General features: G+C 69.2%; 17 protein-coding genes. 12 read left to right on the plus strand and 5 right to left on the minus strand.

Going from position 1 to position 18225, the window contains the following annotated elements; genetic code table 11:
* Window positions 1-51 precede the first annotated feature (51 nt).
* The 5 genes from HUA78_RS14540 to HUA78_RS14560 form a co-directional block, all read right to left on the minus strand.
* Complete coding sequence (locus HUA78_RS14540; protein ID WP_141646318.1) at window positions 52-399, minus strand: DUF1330 domain-containing protein; 348 nt, start codon at window positions 397-399, stop codon at window positions 52-54.
* Window positions 400-418: 19 nt separating this feature from the next.
* Window positions 419-2104, minus strand: a complete 1686-nt coding sequence (locus HUA78_RS14545; RefSeq protein ID WP_174476517.1) for a GYF domain-containing protein — start codon at window positions 2102-2104, stop codon at window positions 419-421.
* A 326-nt stretch (window positions 2105-2430) separates the two neighbouring features.
* Window positions 2431-3846, minus strand: a complete 1416-nt coding sequence (locus HUA78_RS14550; RefSeq protein ID WP_174476518.1) for an NAD(P)(+) transhydrogenase (Re/Si-specific) subunit beta — start codon at window positions 3844-3846, stop codon at window positions 2431-2433.
* Window positions 3843-4136: an NAD(P) transhydrogenase subunit alpha gene (locus HUA78_RS14555; protein ID WP_141646315.1), complete on the minus strand. Its 294-nt coding sequence runs from the start codon at window positions 4134-4136 to the stop codon at window positions 3843-3845. Before HUA78_RS14555 ends, HUA78_RS14550 begins: the two co-directional genes overlap by 4 nt.
* 1 nt (window position 4137) lies before the next feature.
* The gene (locus HUA78_RS14560) at window positions 4138-5304 is read right to left on the minus strand and encodes a Re/Si-specific NAD(P)(+) transhydrogenase subunit alpha (protein WP_254623712.1); all 1167 of its coding nucleotides are present in this window, start codon (window positions 5302-5304) and stop codon (window positions 4138-4140) included.
* Window positions 5305-5554: 250 nt separating this feature from the next.
* Here HUA78_RS14560 and HUA78_RS14565 point away from each other — a divergent pair, with 250 nt between their 5' ends.
* The 12 genes from HUA78_RS14565 (at window position 5555) to HUA78_RS14620 (ending at window position 18225) form a co-directional block, all read left to right on the plus strand.
* Window positions 5555-7273: an AMP-binding protein gene (locus HUA78_RS14565; RefSeq protein WP_174461953.1), complete on the plus strand. Its 1719-nt coding sequence runs from the start codon at window positions 5555-5557 to the stop codon at window positions 7271-7273.
* 182 nt (window positions 7274-7455) lie between these two features.
* Window positions 7456-7842, plus strand: a complete 387-nt coding sequence (locus HUA78_RS14570; protein ID WP_141646313.1) for a DUF4280 domain-containing protein — start codon at window positions 7456-7458, stop codon at window positions 7840-7842.
* Window positions 7835-8869 carry a type VI secretion system protein IglI family protein gene (locus HUA78_RS14575; protein ID WP_174476519.1) on the plus strand — a complete coding sequence of 345 codons (1035 nt, stop codon included), beginning with the start codon at window positions 7835-7837 and terminating at the stop codon, window positions 8867-8869. The genes HUA78_RS14570 and HUA78_RS14575 overlap by 8 nt, the downstream gene beginning before the upstream one ends.
* A 4-nt stretch (window positions 8870-8873) precedes the next feature.
* Entirely contained in the window at window positions 8874-9776 is a 903-nt protein-coding gene (locus HUA78_RS14580; RefSeq protein WP_174476520.1) for a hypothetical protein, read from the plus strand.
* A gap of 66 nt (window positions 9777-9842) precedes the next feature.
* A complete protein-coding gene (gene tssB, locus HUA78_RS14585) occupies window positions 9843-10460 on the plus strand; it encodes a type VI secretion system contractile sheath small subunit (RefSeq protein ID WP_141642940.1) in 618 nt (205 codons plus the stop codon).
* Between the two features lie 42 nt (window positions 10461-10502).
* On the plus strand, window positions 10503-11993 hold the full coding sequence (gene tssC, locus HUA78_RS14590) for a type VI secretion system contractile sheath large subunit (RefSeq protein ID WP_141642939.1): 1491 nt from the start codon (window positions 10503-10505) through the stop codon (window positions 11991-11993).
* Window positions 11994-12038: 45 nt separating this feature from the next.
* Window positions 12039-12617 (plus strand): hypothetical protein, encoded by a 579-nt coding sequence (locus HUA78_RS14595; protein ID WP_141642938.1) that lies wholly within the window; start codon window positions 12039-12041, stop codon window positions 12615-12617.
* 22 nt (window positions 12618-12639) lie between these two features.
* The gene (tssK, locus tag HUA78_RS14600; RefSeq protein ID WP_141642937.1) at window positions 12640-13890 is read left to right on the plus strand and encodes a type VI secretion system baseplate subunit TssK; all 1251 of its coding nucleotides are present in this window, start codon (window positions 12640-12642) and stop codon (window positions 13888-13890) included.
* Window position 13891: 1 nt separating this feature from the next.
* Window positions 13892-14290 (plus strand): GPW/gp25 family protein, encoded by a 399-nt coding sequence (locus HUA78_RS14605; protein ID WP_174468229.1) that lies wholly within the window; start codon window positions 13892-13894, stop codon window positions 14288-14290.
* The gene (locus tag HUA78_RS14610; RefSeq protein ID WP_174476521.1) at window positions 14287-15936 is read left to right on the plus strand and encodes a hypothetical protein; all 1650 of its coding nucleotides are present in this window, start codon (window positions 14287-14289) and stop codon (window positions 15934-15936) included. Before HUA78_RS14605 ends, HUA78_RS14610 begins: the two co-directional genes overlap by 4 nt.
* A 26-nt stretch (window positions 15937-15962) precedes the next feature.
* Window positions 15963-16565 carry a hypothetical protein gene (locus HUA78_RS14615; protein ID WP_141642934.1) on the plus strand — a complete coding sequence of 201 codons (603 nt, stop codon included), beginning with the start codon at window positions 15963-15965 and terminating at the stop codon, window positions 16563-16565.
* 13 nt (window positions 16566-16578) lie between these two features.
* Window positions 16579-18225, plus strand: a complete 1647-nt coding sequence (locus HUA78_RS14620) for a type VI secretion system baseplate subunit TssF (RefSeq protein ID WP_141642933.1) — start codon at window positions 16579-16581, stop codon at window positions 18223-18225.

Genomic DNA, 18225 nt, shown 5'->3' on the forward strand with positions numbered 1-18225 from the left:
CTCCGATTCGCGCGCCACCTCGCTCGCGCGGGCACCGCGGGCGAAACCCGCTCAGGGAGCCGAGGACTCGGCGCTGGCGCCCGCCAGGGCCACCGCGTGCCGGTCATCCTGCGGCAGCCCGTCCATCAACAGCATCATCGTGTGGGCGCTCGCATGGCGCAGCGCCTTGGCGGCGGCGTACTCGGGAGAGGACCACCACGCGCGGGCCTGCTCGATGGTGGGGAACTCCAGCAGGGCGAAGCGGGGCGGCTGCCACGTCCCCTCGAGCGCCTCCGTCGCCCCACCCCGGACGAGATATCGGCCGCCATAGTGGGCGATGGAGGGAGGCGCGAGCTGCTTGTAGCGCTCGTAGGTCTGCACGTCATGCACCGAGATTTCGACGACGACGTAGGCAGGCATGGGCGCTCCTGATGTGGGATCAGAACACGAATGGGAACCGCACCGGCCCCCCCTGCTCATGGTGCTTGGGGAAGACCCAGGCGCCGACCTTGGCCTCGATGCAACGCGCGAACGACGTGCCGCGCAGAGAGGCCGTCTCGGTGACGACCTCGGACACTTCTCCACTCGGAAGGATGGACCAGCGCACCACCACGCGCGCGCCCTCGTCCACCGGACGCGGCTTGACGTCCGCGCACGCGGTGACTTCGCTCTTGTTGGCGAGCACCACCTCGAAGACATCCGACTGCGCCAGCGACACGCGCGGATTCTGGATGGGCGCCACCGGCGGGATGTAGACGGAAGGGGCGTCTTCCGGCCCACCCGAGCCTGGAGAAGGCCCCGCCAGCTCCCGCGCGAAGTCCTCATCGGGCCCCAGGTCGTCATCCGAGCCGGGCTGCGGCGGGCTCGCGCGCACGGGCGCCTCGACGGGCGTGGGCGGCGGCGACACGGGCCGCTCTCCGGAACCCAGCTTGACCTCGGAAACCCTCGGCGACACGGCGGCGACCGCCGGCGCGGCCTCCACGTCCCGGTCCATGCTGGACGAAGGCGCGGCGGCTCCCACGGACTTCGCGAGTCCCCCACCGGACACGGCCAGCACAGGCACCGCGCCACCCCGCTCCACGGCCGCGACCCCCGCGAGGGAAGGACGGACCGCCGCGACTGGCGGCAACGTCGGAGCGATGGGAGCGGCCACGACGTCCATCGCGATACCCCCACCGGACGGCGCGGAGACACCCTGCGCGGCACCCGCAAGGGCCGCCCCCGGCACGGACACGGGAGTCGTTGCCACGGCCTCGGGGACAGGCGCGCTCGCGACCACGGGCGGGGCCACGGCCACGACGGGCGGAGCCACCACCTGGGAGGACGCGGGCTTGAAGAGCTCCGCGACATTCATCCGGGCGAGCAGCGCCGAGGCGCCATCCCAGCGACCGAACAGGCCCATGACGAGCGCGACCGTCACACCCCCCGCGACGCCACCGGCCAGGGTGAACCACCAGCCGCCCACTCGCGAGCGGGCCTCCACCTGCTCGGAGACCTCGGTGACTTCGGCGAGCACCGCGTGCGTTCCCACGGTTTCAACCGGTGAGCTGGACATCGCCCGAGGGGACGCCTCGACGGCCCATGCGGGAATGCCCGAGGCCTCCGCCACGGTGGCCGCGGGCAGCTCCGGCCCCTCGGAGAAAGCGGCCGACAGGGCCGCGTCCACGGCGGCGCTGAGCTCCAGCTCCAGGGGAAGCGGCGCCAGCGTTTGGAGCAGCTCCGGAACCTGCCCCAAGGGCAGCCATGCCGCGAAGCCCGCGCGCCAGCACAGCGAGTCAGGCCCCAGCTCGCCGCGCTCCCACGCCCCCTTCAGGGCCTCCGCTTCGAAGGGCCCCGCGGGCCTGGCGCCCAGCGCGATGAACCACGCGTGCTTCTCGGTGGGAACCGGCGTCGGCGCGGGCTCCTCCTCCACCACGGACGACACGAGCGAACGACGCACGCCCTTGTGCAGCCGCTCACCATGCACGTCACCGCGAGCGCGCGACGTCGCCGCCGGCACGCGCGGGTTCTTGTCCGTGCGCAGCTTGCTGACGAAGACGTCGAGCTCCGCCTCGGAGACGCCACCGAACACGGGGGTGCCTCCGCCTTCAGGCTCCGTCGTGCCCGCCGAAACCTCCTCCGGCAAGGCCTTTCCTTCCCGTGAGTCGCCGACCATTCGCCAACTCCTTGATTCCGCCCCGCCCCAGCTCCATCCGAATCCCTCAATGGAATGCCGATGCGCGATTTCGTCAACGGAGAGTCTCTGCGCGAAGGTAGCCAGGGTCCACACTCAATGAGGATGCGGAATGGAATTCTCCACCGTCATTCCGGATAACTCGGCACACCTCCTCACATTCACATACGGATGCAGTGCCATGCCTTCAATCACTCCTGGGTCAGAGACGCTTCTCTCGGATCAGAAAGAGGGGGCGCCGGGGCTTGCCCGCAGTCGCCCCACGCCTCCGCTTGGAGCTACTCCTTCAGTGCGGAAGTGAACTGCATCAGCGTCTTCTTCGCGTCCCCCAGCACCATCATCGTGTTGGGGCGCACGAAGAGCTCGTTCTCGATTCCGGCGAAGCCCGGGTTGAGCGAGCGCTTGAGCACGACACACGTCTTCGCCATGTCCGCGGAGAGGATGGGCATGCCGTAGATGGGGCTGCTCTGGTTGGAGCGCGCCGCCGGATTGACCACGTCATTCGCTCCCACCACCAGCGCCACGTCCGTCGCCGTGAAGTCGTCGTTGATGACGTCCAGGTCGAACAGGTGGTCATACGGAACGTTGGCCTCGGCCAGCAGCACGTTCATGTGCCCCGGCATCCGTCCGGCCACCGGATGGATGGCGTAGCGCACGTCGCAGCCATTGGCCTGAAGGACGTTGGCCAAATCCCTCACCGCGTGCTGTGCCTGCGACACGGCCATGCCGTAGCCCGGCACGACGATGACGGAGCGGGCCGCGCGCAGCACCTCCGCGGCCTCCTCCACGCTGCCCACGTTGGGCGCCGGACCCGAAGCAGATGCGCCCTCCGTGACGGCCTTCGCCTCCGGTGCCGCGCCGAACGCGCCGAAGAGCACGTTCGCGAACGAGCGGTTCATCGCCTTGGACATCATCATGCCCAGCAGGAAGCCGGAGAAGCCGTCCAGCGCGCCGCAGATGATGAGGACGTTGTTGCCCAGCGCGAAGCCCGTCGCAGCCGCGGCCAGGCCCGCATACGAGTTGAGCAGACAGATGACCACCGGCATGTCCGCGCCACCAATGGGCAGCACCAGCAACACCCCCAGCAGCACGCCCAGCGTCGCGACGGAATAGAAGGCCCACGACGCGTCGGGCGAATAGACGAGAAAGCCAATCAGCCCCAGCGTGCCGACAATCATGAGCATGTTGGAGATGTTCTGTCCCGGGTAGGTGACGGGCCGGCCGGTGATGAAGCCCTGCAGCTTCCCGAAGGCCATGATGCTTCCGGAGAACGTCAGCGCGCCGAGCGCCACCTCCAGGCCCGTGGCGGTGATCTGCAGCGTGCTCATGTGAGGACCTCCGTGCTGGAGGTACTCGACGACGCCCACGAGCCCCACCGCCAGGCCGCCGAAGGCATGCGAGAGCGCGATGCGCTCGGGCATCTTCGTCATGGGAATCCATAGGCCCATGCCCGTGCCCACCGCGGAGCCGATGAGCAGCGCCACGACAATCCACTCCCAGCGCACGATGACCTGCGTCACGCCCACGCCGTACAGCAGCGTGCCCGCGACTGCGGCCACCATGCCAATCTCCGCGAGCAGCACGCCCCGCCGGGCCGTCTGCGCGTCGCCCAAATCCTTCAGGCCCAGCACGAAGAGGATGGAGGCGCCCAGGTACAGCAGTTGGACGAACGTCTCCGTCAGGGAGAGGGTCATCGCGCGCCACCCTTCTTCTTGAACATCCGCAGCATGCGGTCGGTGATGAGGAAGCCACCCACGACGTTGATGGTGGCGGCCAGCACCGCCACCGCGCCGAGCATCGTGGACACCGTCCCGTAGTGCCCACCCGCCGCGAGCAGCGAGCCCACCAGTGAGATTCCGGAGATGGCGTTGGTGAAGGCCATCAGCGGCGTGTGCAGGAGGTGCGGCACCTTGGAGATGACCTGGTAGCCCGTGAAGGCCGCCAGGAAGAAGACGTAGAGGCCGAAGATCAGCGTCAGCGACATGTCAGCCCTCTCTCCTGGCCTGGTCCGCCATGGCCATGTCCGCGACGGCCGGGTGGACCACGTCCCCGCCCCGGGTGATGAGCATTCCCTTCACGATTTCATCCGCGACATCCAGCTTGAGCACGCCGTCCTTGTCGGTGACGTGCGCGAGCAGCTTCTCCATGTTGCGCGAGTACATCGCACTGGCATGCACCGAAATCTGGCTGGGCAGGTTGCGCTCGCCGATGACGGTGACGCCCGTCTCGGTGCGGTAGCGCTCCCCCGCGCGCGTCAGCTCGCAGTTGCCACCCTGCTCCGCCGCGATGTCCACCACCACCGAGCCACTCTTCATCCGCCGCACCATCTCCGCGGGCAGGAGCACCGGCGCGCGCCGCCCCGGCACCAGCGCCGTGGTGATGACGACGTCCGACTTCGCCACGTGCGTCGCCAGCACCTCCGCCTGCTTGCGCTTCGCCTCCTCGCCCAGCTCCTTCGCGTACCCGCCGGAGCCCGCCGCGTCCGCGATGTCGATGTTGACGAAGCGCGCCCCCAGGCTCTCCACCTGCTCCTTCACCACCTTGCGCACGTCGTACGCCTCCACCACCGCGCCCAGCCGCCGCGCCGTCGCGATGGCCTGCAGTCCCGCCACGCCCGCGCCCAGCACCAGCACCTTCGCGGGAGGAATGGTGCCCGCCGCCGTCATCAACATGGGGAACAGCCGGGGCAGCGCCTCCGCCGCCAGCAACACCGCGCGGTAGCCCGCGATGGTCGCCTGCGAGCTGAGCACATCCATCATCTGCGCCAACGTCGTGCGCGGAATCATGTCCACGGCCAGCAACGTCACCCGCCGCTTCGCCACCTCTCGCGCCAGCGCCGGATTCGCCAGTGGGTACGCCAGGCTCACCAGCACCGAGTCCGCCTTGAGCCGGCCCAGCTCCGACTCGTCCGGCGGCTGAATCTTGAGCAGCAGGTCGGCGGCGGCGTAGAGGGCATCGACGCTCGACTCGACCCGGGCACCCGCGGCCCGCAGCTCGTCGTCGGAACACTCCGCGCCCAGGCCCGCACCGCTTTCGACCACCACTTCATGCTTCTTGCCGATGAGGCGTTTCACGCTCTCCGCCACGAGCGCGATCCGCCTTTCACCCGGCACCGTTTCACGGGGGATGGCGATGATCATGCGGGCGAGCATAGGCCCATCCCCTCCGCCCAATTCAATCCCAGCCAACGAAAGCCATTGCAATCCGTGTCAAGCACGGCCGCGTCACGAGTGTTCACCATGCAAGGCGTTGTCGCGAACGTAAGGGGTTCCCCCGAGCCCCGACATCCCCCCACCCGGACGGTTCCACCCGAAATCCGAGGCCCATACCGGCCCGACTCTTGCTGTCGGGGGCCGACGCACCCGTCCCCCCGTCGGATAGACTCGCCGGGAGAAAGCCACCATGCCCTTCGACCTCCGGGAAATCCTTCGCCAGTCCGAAGCCGCCTCCTCCGATGGAGGGCTCCCCACCTGGCTGAAGGAGAGCTGGAGTGACTCGGAGGGATTCATCGCCGCGCTCGCCACCCACCACGCGGGCCGGGGTGGCCCCGCGCCGAAGAGCCGCCCGGGCCAGCACCACGACTTCTTCCACGACCTGGTCGTCCGCCACGCGGACTCCGGCGCTGCGGCCTTTCGCGCCTGGGACTCCGCGCGAGGATGGCAGGCCCTGGGCTACCGGGAGCTGGGCGAGCGTGCGTCCCGCCGCGCCACGGAGTGGGCCGCCCAGGGCGTCAAGCCGGGCGTGAAGGTCGCGCTCGTCCATCCGCTGGGACAGGAGCTGCTCGTCTCGCTCATGGCCGCGCTGAAGCTGGGCGCGTGCATCAGCGTCCTGCCGCCCACCGGGCCCCTGTTCCTGTCGCGAAGGCTCGCGCTCCTGGAGCCCCAGCACATCTCCGCGGAGGCCCACCAGGCGCCGCTCATCAAGGGCTTCGAGAACCTCCTGCTGCGCTCCCGAGGGGACGCGGCGCCCTCGTTCGCCTCCCATACGTACCGCCCCGCCGACACGGTGGCCCTGCTGTTCTCGCCGCGAGTCGACCCGCCGGACACCCCCGTGCCCCTCAGCGCCGAGCGCGCGTGGACCGGCGCGCTGTGTGACGGGCTGCTCACCTTCGGCCTGGGCGCGGGCGACGTGCTCGCGGCGCCCGGCCTCCACTTCCTCCAGCACCAGCCCGCCCTGCTCTTCGCCTCGCTGCTGAGGGGCGCGACCTTCCTCCACCTGGAGCCCGCGGACCTGGAGCGCACCCCCGGCCTGCTGCTCGAGCACCCGCCGCGAGCGCTCGGCGTCTCTCCGGCCCTCCGAGACACGCTGACGCGCGCCCGCTCCGGGCCCCTCAAGGGCGTGGGGCACTGGTTCCGCTCCGTCGATGCCCTCCATGACTGGGAGGCCTGGCGGGAGTGGGTGCGACAGTCGGAGCTGACCAGGGTGCCCCACGCGCTGGTGCTCATCGACGCGTCGGAGGGTGGCGTGGTGCTCGCGTCGCCCCGCCGCATCGGCGAGCTGAACGCGGCCATCGCCCCCGCGCCCGGGCGCCCCTGGACGTTGAAGGACCTCAACCTGAGTGGCCAGGAGGCCGCGGGCGACGTGGGCGTCTTCACGCCGCTGCCGGACAAGGACCATCCCCCCGGCCACGTCATCCTCACCCGCCAGCGCGAGCAATTCCTCTACGCCGGAACGCGCGACGTCCGCCGCGACGGCCGCATCTACCCCTCAACGGAAGTCGTGGAGGCGCTCGCCGACCTGCCGTTCTGCCAGGGGGCCTGCGTCAGCATCGCCGCGTCGGGAGGCACCGCGCAGCACACACCTCACGTCCTGCTCGTCTTCACTGGAACCGAGGACGCGGAGCGCTTCACCCAGGAGGCGGGCAACCGACGCCTGGAGATTCGCCGCCGGCTGGAGCTGCGGCTGGGCGCCGAGCACCTCCCGGACCGCATCGAGCTGTTCCCCCTTCTCCCGCACAGGACGAAGGACGGACAGGTCAACGCGGAGTGGTGCCGCTCCCAGTACCTCACGGGCGCGCTCCACCAGAAGTCGTCGGACCCCGTGTTCCAGGCCCTCACCGCGCTGAGGGGCCGCGCTCGCGAGAGCGTCCGGGGCCCCGGCGACGACGAGCGCTCCCGCTAGCGCGCGTACGCGGCGGACGCGCCCGCGTTCCCTGGCGACGCGTCCTGGCCGACCCGGCCCCCTCCCCCTTCGAGGCCCCAGAGGGAAACGGCCGGATCTGAACGCTGGCACGCGCCACGCAATGGCGTGGCTCAGCGTCTGACGTTCCATCCCGGAACCCACGACGCCCACGAGGTGCTCGCATGGGAGCCCAGGTCGTCATGGGAGCGATGCTGCAGTGCAGTTTCGGCCTCGCCCCCTCGTCGCTGGTGGTGCTGCCCACCAACAAGGTGGTCAGCCCGACGCCCGCGGCGAACGTCCTCGACAACAAGCCCCTGGTGAACATCCCTCCCTTCGGGATGTGCCAGTCGCTGGCCAACCCCACGGTGGCGGCGGCGACGGCGGCCGCGCTCGGCGTCCTCACGCCCATGCCCTGCATCCCCGCCACCGCGGCGCCCTGGGTGCCCGGCTGTCCCAAGCTGATGCTCGGCAACGCGCCCGCGCTGGAGAGCAACTCCAAGCTGATGTGCTCGTACGGCGGCGTCATCCAGGTCGTCTCCCCCGGACAGGTGAAGGTCATCGATGGCTGACCTGGCCCAAAGCCTGCCGCCCTTCGACGGCACCTTCCTGGAGCAGCCCCTGGAGGGCGAGCCTCCCCGCCTGGCACCGGGCGAAGAGCCCGACCCCCGCGTGGAGGCCGTCACGGAGGCCGTCGCCAGCGGCGACTACGCCAACGCGGCCCGCAGCGCGGAGGCCCTGCTGCGCGAGGGTCAGCGCGACACGCGACTCGTCGGCGCCTACCTCTTCGGCGCCTTCCAGGAGCAGGGCCTGCTCGCGATGCCGGGCCTCTTCCGCTCGCTCCTCCTGGTGCTCACCACCAGCCGCGCCGCGTTCGGCCCGGAGGCCAAGCGCGACATCTTCCTGGAGAGCGGACTGCGCTGGCTGTTGCGCTCGGTGAACAAGCACCTGGCGCACAACGAGAAGAAGCAGGACGCCTCGTGGCGGCGCTGGTGCGAGGCCGACAACCGCGCGCCCATCGAAGAAGCCCTCAAGCTCTCCGAGCCCATCCTCGCCGCGATGCCCTCCGCCCTTCCCAAGAATGGCTGCGAGGAGCCCATGCGCAACCTCAGCCACTGGCTGAGGCGTCACCTGGAGGCCCTGCCCCCACCCGCGCCGCCGCCCGCGCTCGCGCTCGCACCCCAGCCGCTCCCGGAGACCGCGCCCTCCCGCGACAACGCGCCCCCGGAGAAGTCCGCGCCCGCGCCCCGCGCCGAGCCGGCCGCGCCCACCGTGGGTGGCGTGCCCATCTCCGCGCCGCTCGCGCTGCTGCTTCGCAAGCTGGACGCGTTCAACACGCTGGTCGACCGCGGAGAGATGACGAAGGCGGGCGTGATTGCCGCGGACGTGCTGGCCACTGTGGAGCGGTTCGACCCGCGCGTGTACCTGCCCTCGCTCTTCACCCGCTTCTACTCCGGCCTGAGCGGCCACGCGCGCGACCTGGAGCCATTCCTGCAAGAGGCCGACTCGCTGCCCATGCGCGCGCTGGAGCAGCTCTACCGGGTGGACCTGGAAGCCTTCCTCGCCCAGCCCTCGCTGACCTCCAGAGAGGAGGACTGACGCCATGCTCGACGCCACGCCCACCTCCTCCACCCCGGCCGCCGGGGAGCCCTCCATCGAAGCGCGCATCATCGAGCGCGCCCACGAGTTCGACATCCCCGCGCTGGTGGAGCTGCTCTTCAAGGAGGGCTACGGCCCGGATGACCTGGAGCTGCGCAGCCACCGGGGCACCGTGCACGCCCCCCAGCTCGTCCACTCCATCGAGTTCGCGCGCAACCCGCGCCGCGCCATCATCACCGTCAACCTGGGACTGCTCAGCGTCCAGTCGCCCCTGCCCTCCTTCTTCCTCAAGGCGATGGAGTCGCTGCATCACGACGCGATGGAGAGCTTCCTGGGCTACTTCGACCACCTGCTCCTGCGCGCGCGCTTCGCCGGCCTCTTCCCGGAGCGCGACGGCTCGCTCTTGCCGGGCTGGGAGGGCTCCGCCGCGCACCGCCTGCGCCTCTTGCGCCCCGCCTGTCCCTCCACGCTGCACTGGCTGTTCTCCCACGCGTACCCGGAGGCGGAGGTCCGCGTGCGGCGCGCCACCCGCCGCCAGCGCATCGACACGCGCGGCATCCAACTGGGCGGCGCGGCGCTGGGCGACGGCACCTCCATGGGCGGCTTCGCCACCGTGCCCACCGGTGGCCTGGAAGCCTGGCTGCACATGAACGAGGCCTTCTGTGGCACCGGCACTGCATGGGCCATTGAAGCGCGACGCCGGCTGCGCTCGCGCGTGTTGCCTCACCTCATCGATACACCGGTGTTCCTCACCGTGGTGCTGGTCATCAGGGACCAGCACGGACACGCCCGCGTCGAGGACTCCAGTCACCTGGGCTACGAGCCCATCATCGGCGGACCCGAGCAGTCGCGGCAGGTGGTCCTGTTCTCCGGTGACACCACGCCGACCTCACCGCCTCCGCAGTGACGCAGGACCCCGGCGCGTCCCGCCGGGTCGCAGAAAGGCCTTCCACCCGAGGGGAGTAACGTAGCCATGTCAATCCAGGAACAACTGCCCAAGTCGCGCATCACGCTCACGTACCGGACCACCATCAATGGCGAGCAGGAGGCGGTCGACCTGCCGCTGCGCATGCTGATGCTGGGAGACTTCTCGCTCGGCTCCTCCGAGGACCGGAAGGTGGACCTCGATGCGCGCAAGCTGCGCTCGGTCAACGGGCGCAACCTGAACGAGCTGATGGCGGACATGAAGATGTCCGTGAACTTCCAGGTGCCCAACCGCATCAACCCGGACGTGGAAGCCGACCTGAACGTCGAGCTGCCCATCACCAAGATGAAGTCCTTCCACCCGGACGAAATCGTCAACCACGTCCCCAAGCTCAAGGCGCTGCGGCTGCTCAAGAAGCTGCTGTTGGAGATGCAGTCCAGCATCGACAACCAGAAGGCGCTGCGGAACATGGTCTACGAGCTGTTCTCCAACAAGGAGGCGCTCAAGGCCGTCCTCGCCGAGCTGAAGGACTACGAGTCGCTGAAGCTGCCCAAGGCGATTCCCGCGAACGCCACGCCCGCCGCCAACGGCGCTGGGGCCACCACGCCCGCCGCCACGGCCCCCGCGACCGCGCCGGCCACCGTCCCCGCCACCGTGAACTCGTAAGCCGCCGCTCACGTCCACTCCATTTCCACGAAGGTAACCGTCATGGCTGAAACCTCATATCTGCCTGGGTTGTTCAAGAGCGTGCGGCTGGAGCGTCCCGTGGACGCCAAGCCGATGATCTCCGAGAAGTTCGTCCCCGCCCTCGATGAGAAGGAAGTCACCATCGAGGCGCGCTTCATGTCCTCGCTCGCCGCGCTCGTCCAGAACGTGTCGCCGGCGACGACGGATGCGGGCGACGCGGTGCGCTTCGACAAGGGCCAGGTGCTCGACGTCGTCGACCGCATCGACGCGATGATCAACGACCAGATGAACGAAATCCTCCACCACGAGCGCTTCCAGAAGATGGAGTCGGCGTGGCGGGGCCTGGAGGACCTGGTCTCCCACACCAACTTCAAGGCGAACATCGCCATCGACCTGCTGGACGCCGCGCAGGACGAGCTGGGTCAGGACTTCGAGAACAACTCCGCGGACGTGTTCGCCGGCTCGTTGTTCAACAAGGTCTACATCCAGGAGTACGACCAGTACGGCGGCCAGCCCTTCGGCGCCCTGGTGGGCCTGTACGAGTTCTCCTCCACGCCGGGCGACATCAAGTGGCTGACGCAGATGGGCAAGGTGGCCAACGCGGCGCACTGCCCGTTCATCGCCGCCGTCAGCCCCAAGTTCTTCGGCTGCGACAAGGTCGAGGAGATGGAGGCCATCAAGGACCTGGAGGGCGCGCTCGCCCACCCGCGCTACGGCAAGTGGAACGAGCTGCGCAACAGCGAGGAGGCCGCGTACCTGGGGCTGACGTTCCCCCGCTACGTGCTGCGCCTGCCCTGGCATCCGGACAAGAACCCGTGCGACGACCTCCACTTCACGGAGGATTCGCAGGGTGACTCCAACAAGTACCTCTGGGGCAACTCGTCCATCCTCTTCGCCCGCAACATGGTGAAGGCGTTCGAGAACTCCGGCTGGTGCCAGTCCATCCGCGGCCCCAAGGGCGGCGGTCTGCTCACCGGCCTTCCGGTGGACACGTTCTTCATGCGCGGCCAGGAGGAGCTCAAGGCCCCGGTGGAGATCGCCATCCCGGACTACCGCGAGTTCGAGTTCGCGCGGTGCGGCTTCATGCCGCTCGTGTACAAGAAGGGCTCCAGCGAGGCGACGTTCTTCAGCACCCAGTCCGCCAAGGTCGCCAAGCGCTTCAAGGACCCGAAGGACTCGGAGAACTCGCAGCTCGTCACGAACCTGGCGTACACGTTCTCCATCACCCGCCTGGCGCACTACGTGAAGTGCATCATGCGCGACAACATCGGCAGCACCGCCGATGCGCCCTACATCCAGCGTCAGCTCGACGCGTGGCTGGCGGGCTACGTCACGACGGTGGCAAGCCCCGATGACCTCACGGTCCGCCGCTTCCCGTTCAAGGCCACCAGCGTGGTGGTGGAGCAGCGCACGGGTGAAATCGGCTGGTACGACTGCAAGGTCGCCGTCCTGCCGCACATCCAGTTCGAAGGCCTCAACGTGGAGCTGATGCTCGAGTCCCGGCTCGGGTAGGCCCCGCTTCTCTTCACCCAACCCCCAACCATCCAGGAGTGAGTCATGCCTCAATTCGCACGTGACTTGGACGTCTATCAGGGCTTCAACTTCAAGAAGGACAAGCAGACCCCCGTGGGCTTCATCACCTCCATCACCGTGGGCGGCATCGTCCTCGTGGCGGACCAGGAGACGATTGCCGACCCGGAGCAGCCGGACAAGGCGCTGGCCACCAAGTGTGTCGGCGTCCTGAACAGCTACCTGTGGGAGACGGGCGTCACCGACGCGCTGTACCTCTCCGCGCAGATCTCCACGGCGAACAAGCAGAAGATCGCCGAGATGCTGCTGGGCACGTTCTCCAACATCGAAGTGGTGATGAAGTACGTCATCTACGAGTACGACCCGCTCGCGAAGAAGTACTTCAAGTCCAACTTCGTGGACGCGGACCTCAACGGCCTGCTGGAGAAGAACGGCGACCGGCTGAACATCAACGTGGCGGACAACGAGTCGCGTGAGGTGCAGTCGCCCAAGAACTTCACGTTCCAGATTGGCGTGAAGCCCAAGACGCTGGAGCAGTCCATCAACGTCGCGGCGGCGTCCTCGAAGAACATCGTCAAGAAGTGGGGCGTCACGGAGACGGCGTAAGCCCCTCCGCCACGAAAACAACATGCCCCCCTTCAAGCTCGCACGGGTCCGGTGGCACGTCGGCCAGACGCTGCTTCCGGAGCATTTCGAGGCCCAGGAAGAGTCGCTGGAGGCCCAGGTCCGCCTCCACGCCTCGCTGTCTGGCACGCCGGGTTACGGCGTGGCGGCGATGGCCTGGAGCGAGCCGTTGCTGGCCGGTGGAAGCCTGTCCGTCTCGACGTTGACGGCGGTCACCCCGGCTGGCTTCGTGGTGGATGTGCCCGGCAACGCGGTGCTGCCGCCCTTCTCGTTGGAGGGCACGGGCCGCGCGGAGGCCACCATCTACCTGCATGTGATGGGGGACACGACGAACGCGCAGAGCGTGCGGCTGTACGCCGAAGACCCGCCAGTGGTCGAGCGGGTGATGCGGCGGCTGCGCCTGTCCGCGGAGCCGGTCCTGGACGGAGCGAAGGACACGCTCCCCCTGGCCGTCTTCCGAAGGGATACCGAGGGCGTGTGGCGGCTGGCGGAGGACCTGGTTCCTCCGCTGCTGCTCGTGGGCCCCCACCCGTTCCTCGGGGCCCTGCTGGAGCGGCTGGAGGCGCTCCTGGAGCAGTCGCGGCTGCAGCTCATCGCCCGGCTCTCCGACAGCTACCTGCGCACGGACCGGCTCAGCAATGCCCGCCGCGCGCTGTGCGAGGTGCAGCGGCTGCAAGCCCTGCTGGAGGACATGCACCGCCATGTCTCCCCGCACCCGTATGTCTTCTTCGATTCCCTGCGCCGCCTGTACTTCGAGGCGTGCTGCTACCTGGAGCTGATGCCCGACAAGTCGCTGCCCACCTACCAGCACGAGGCCCCGGGCAAGGGGCTGAGCCGCTGGGTGGAGCTGCTCACGCGCGCGCTCCAGCCGGAGGCCACCCGCGCCACGCACCGGGCCTTCACGGCGCGCGACGGCCAGTTCATCTTCTCCCCGCTGCCGCCCGAGGTCCGGGAGAGCGGCGAGCTGTACCTCCTGGTCCAGCGCCGGCTGGCCGGAGAGCCGCTGCCGGTGGACGGCGTGAAGCTGGCGGGGCCCTCGCGCCTGGCCACGGTGCGCCGCATGGCCCTTAAGGGCATCGCCTTCGAACACGTGCCGCACCCGTCCTTCCCGCACGCGCTGGGCCCTGAGATTGATTGGTACAAGCTGTCCCAGGGCGAGGAGTGGCAGTTCGCGCTGCGCGAGGACGGCCTGGCCTTCTATGCCACCCCGGCGCTCCAGGGCGCCCAGGTGTCCCTCTTCTGGCGCAGGTCCTGACATGGCCCGCGCTTCCTTCCTGGACAAGTTCGCGGTCCGTGGCGACAGCCGGGGCACCGGACGCAAGGGCTCGAATGAGCTGGAGCACGTGCTGCGCAACCTGGAGGCCGTGCTGAACACCAAGGCGGGGTACGGCTTCTTCCGCCGCGACTTCGGCCTGGGCGAGTACACGGAGAAGTACGGCACGCGCGAGCTGGTGGAGACGCTCACCCGCGAGCTGCGCGACGAGATTGCCCACCACGAGCCGCGCCTGTCGGACGTGGAGTTGACGCTGCGCGGGCGCGACGCGGGGCTGTGGCTGCACTTCGGCCTCACGGGCACCGTGGCCGGCGAGCGCCACAAGCTGCGCCTGCGCTTCGACACCCTCAGTGCCCACGTGCGCGTGGAGGAGGAGCCATGACGACCGGCGGCTTCGACGACAAGTTGGTGATGTCCGTCACCCTGACGGCGGGCGGCACCGCGCACGCCATTCCCGCGGGCGACGTGAAGTCCTTCGCGCTGGAGCTGCGCCCCTGGGGCTTCGAGGGCCGCGTGGAGTTCGACCTCGCGGACAACACGTCCGCGGGGGGCATGGAGACGGACGCGCTCAAGGCCGCCTTCCTCCAGCAGGACTTGATGGAGGTCCAGCTCGAGCTCAAGAGCACGTTCACCGACACCGCGAAGCAGCCGGCGCTCACGTGCCTCAAGATCAAGGGCCTGGTCTCCGAGCGCACCCTGGTGGAGATGCCCGCGACGACCGCCCCTGGCGCGCCCCTGCTGCACCGCCGCTACGGGGTGACGTTCCAGGACGCGGCCCAGCTGCTGTGGAGCCAGCACTTCCCCTGCATCCTCTACACGCAGAAGTCGATGAAGGACGTGCTGGACGCCCACAAGGGCTCGCACATCACCTTCAACTACGACTGGAGCGCAGGCCTGGACAGCACCTGCCCGCAGTTGTTCCTGGGCCTCACGCCGGAGGAAGGCGCCAGCTTCTACGACTTCCTCCTCTGGTACGTGGACACGCGCAACGGCGTGCTGGCGTACGACTACGCGGCGGGCAAGTACGCGCTGTCCACGGCCAAGGCCGCGACGGGCACGCCCGTGCAGTTGGTGGGGCCGGAGATGGACCAGGTGGCGCTGCGCTTCCCCGAGGTGGCGCGCCACGACGTGAATGTGCTCAACGCGGTGGCCGAGGGCCCCGCCACCCGGCCCATCACCCAAGCGCGCGCCGTCACCGGCATCCGCCAGGACGTGCTCGTGCGCACCCCCATCACCACGGAGGTGGACGCGCGGGTGACGCTGGAGACCGGGCGGCTCAAGCTTCGCGGCATGGAGGTCGACCTGACGTGGAGGCGCTTCCCCGCCACCGCGCTGACGCCGGGCATGCTGGTGAAGCTGCCCACGACGCAGGCCTGGGCCGCGGCGGGGCTGGGCGCCGGGCAGACGTTCCGGGTGCGCTCCATCGCGTTGCGGGGGGACGCGCTCGCGTCCTCACCGGACGCGGACCACCTGGCCAAGAGCACCGGCTTCGACTTCGCCATGCACACCGTGCTGGAGCCCCAGGCGGAGACCTGGGTGGAGCTGCCCGCCTACACGCCGCCCACCTGGCCCCGCTACGTGGAGGGCCTCATCGTCAGCGAGATGGGCGAGCAGCCGCACGAGACGTGGCAGGCCTACACCGACTCGGCCACGTCGCAGGACGGCTACAAGGTGAAGATTCCCCTCTGGCAGAACCAGATTGTCACCCTCCCGTTCAACCCGAACCTCCTGCCCGGGCACTTCTACTTCCCGGCCTACAAGGGGGAGCGGGTGCTGGTGGGGCTCGACTTCCAGAAGGCCTGGCTCAAGCGATTCCTGGATTGGCGTGACACGGCGCGCATGCCCGCGGACGGCCAGGGCACCCATCTGCTGGTGGGCAAGACGCCCGAAAACGGCACCTCCATGCGGCACTCCTATGCGGAGGGCAAGCCGGTCTTCCTCTTGCAAAGGACCAACGCCAAGGACACGGCCCGCATCGAAATCAAGGAGGGGACGCTGACCATCCGGGTGAAGGAAGAGCCCGCGTAGGCGCGCTTTGGAGGCGTGAAGGAACCATGGGAACGCTGGTCTGCACCATCGAGCTGGACAAGCAGAAGGGCATCACCGTCACGGTGGACAACGCCGACGGGCAGATTCTCCAGACGGTGACGATGGACGGCACCAGCATCACCCTCAAGGTGGCGGGCCAGACGGACACCAGCACCGTGGTGCAGAAGGCGGACAGCATCGTCGTCACCGTCAAGGACTTCAAGGTGGACGCGGAGACCATCACCCTCCTCTCCTCCAAGACGTCCGACTGGAAGAGTCAGGACACGCTGACGGTGGAGAGCACCAAGGACATGACCTTCACCTCGCAGGCGAAGCTCACGCAGAGCGCCATGCAGGACGCAAGCCTCTCCTCCTCGGCGAAAATCAACGTGGAGGCCACCCAGGCGCTGGCGATGAAGGGCATGACGGCGTCGATGCAGGCCACCGGCGGCGAGGCCAAGGTAGACGGCCTCACGCTGAAGCTGTCGGGGACGACGGAGGCCTCCATGAGCGGGCTGAACGTCAAGGTGTCGGGCCAGGCCGCGCTTGACCTGGAAGCGCAGGGCATGGCCAACCTCAAGGCCTCCGGAGTCACCAGCGTGTCCGGCGCGCTGGTGAAGCTGGGTTGAGGGAGCACACCCGATGAGCGGCACCAAGGACAAGCTGCACCAGGACTTCCTCGAGGAGATGGCCTCACTGGAGCGCTTCCGTCAGCGCTTCCACGAGCGCTACCCCGCCGCCCCCCTGGAGCGCGAGGACCCGGACGTGCGCCGCCTCATCGAGGCGATGGCGTTCTTCTCCGTGCAGACTCGGCAGGCGACGCTGCACAACCTGCGCTCCACCTGGCGGCGCCTGTTCGCGGGCTTCTTCGACTTCCTGCTGGAGCCGCTGCCCACGCGCGCCGTCGTCCAGGCGATGCCCGCGGGGAAGATGGGCGAGCCGGTGCTGCTGCCGCGCGGCACGGAGCTGCGGCTGACGCCCACGGAGGGCGAGCCCGGCATCTTCCGGCTCCAGCGTGACTTGCGCGTGCTGCCCGTCACCCTGGAGTCCACGCAGGTGCGCCCCCTGGTGCGCGGCGGCCACCGGCTCATCCTCCACTTCGAGTCGCGCCACGAGCGCGCGGACGCGGTGGAGACGATGAGCCTGCACGTGCGCCACCTGGACGAGTACCTGCCGTCGCTGGCCGTGTTCCACTCGCTGCGCCAGCACCTGCGCGACGTCAGCGTGGTGTACGGCGAGCTGGCGGATGAGCACTCCACGGGCGCGAAGTGCGAGGTGTCGTTCGACCGGGAGCCGCCCGCGCCGGATGACTCGGCGAGCTTCGCGCACCCCCTGCAGCGGCTGCGTTCGTTCTTCCTCTTCCCGGAGACGGAGCTGTTCCTCCACGTCGCGGTGCCGCCCACGCGCGGCGAGTGGCGGCGCTTCAGCCTCTGCTTCGACCTGGCGCAGGAGTGGACCGTGGGCCGCTCCCTGCGGCCGGACTTCCTGGTCCCCTTCGCCGTCCCGGTGGAGAACCTGCGCGCGGAGCCCGCCCAGGTCATCACCACGGACGGCACGCGCTCCGAACACCCCATCCGCAACATGAGCGCGGGGCGCGAGCTGGCGCTGCACTCGGTGACGGGCGTGTACGAGATGACGAAGGCGGGCCTGTCCCCGCTGCGGCCCGCCCACCTGCCCGGAAAGGGCCCCGGCTACGAAGTGGAGGAGGTCCCCACCCAGCACGGCCCTTCCCCCCACCTGGTGCTGCGCATGCCGGAGGCCTTCTCCGCGCCCCGGAAGCTGCTGGTGGAGGCGCTGTGGCACCAGCCGCGCTTCGCCTCGGAGGCCCTGGGTCGGCTCACCGTGGGCGTGCCGGGGCGCCACATCGAGGGTCTGGACTGGCGGCTGGTGGGCCAGCTCCAGCCGGACCGCGAGAGCCCCCTGCGCGATGACCTGACGGCCCTCACCCAGTTGCTGGCCTGGAAGGCGCAGCCCACGCTGGGGCTGGAGGAGCTGCGCGCCGTGCTGGAGCACCTGGGCACCCCCGGCGAGGGCCCCTTCCGCCGCGTCCTTCCGCTCCTGCGGGAGCTGAGCGTGCAGCGCGTGCCGGACAGCGCCCGGCGCGGCTCGGGCCTGCGCCACGTGTACGAGGTGGTGCTGGAGCCCTTCGAGGAAGGTTTCGAACCCCTCGTGGTGTGCTTCCTGACGCGGGTACGGGAATTGCTGGACGTGTGGAACAACGAAGCGACGGTGGAGCTGCGAGCGACCATCGCCGGCGCGGGTCCCCTCGTCCTTCCGGGAGCCTCCTGA

This window comes from Myxococcus sp. CA033, assembly GCF_013336625.1.
Lineage (GTDB): Bacteria > Myxococcota > Myxococcia > Myxococcales > Myxococcaceae > Myxococcus > Myxococcus llanfairpwllgwyngyllgogerychwyrndrobwllllantysiliogogogochensis.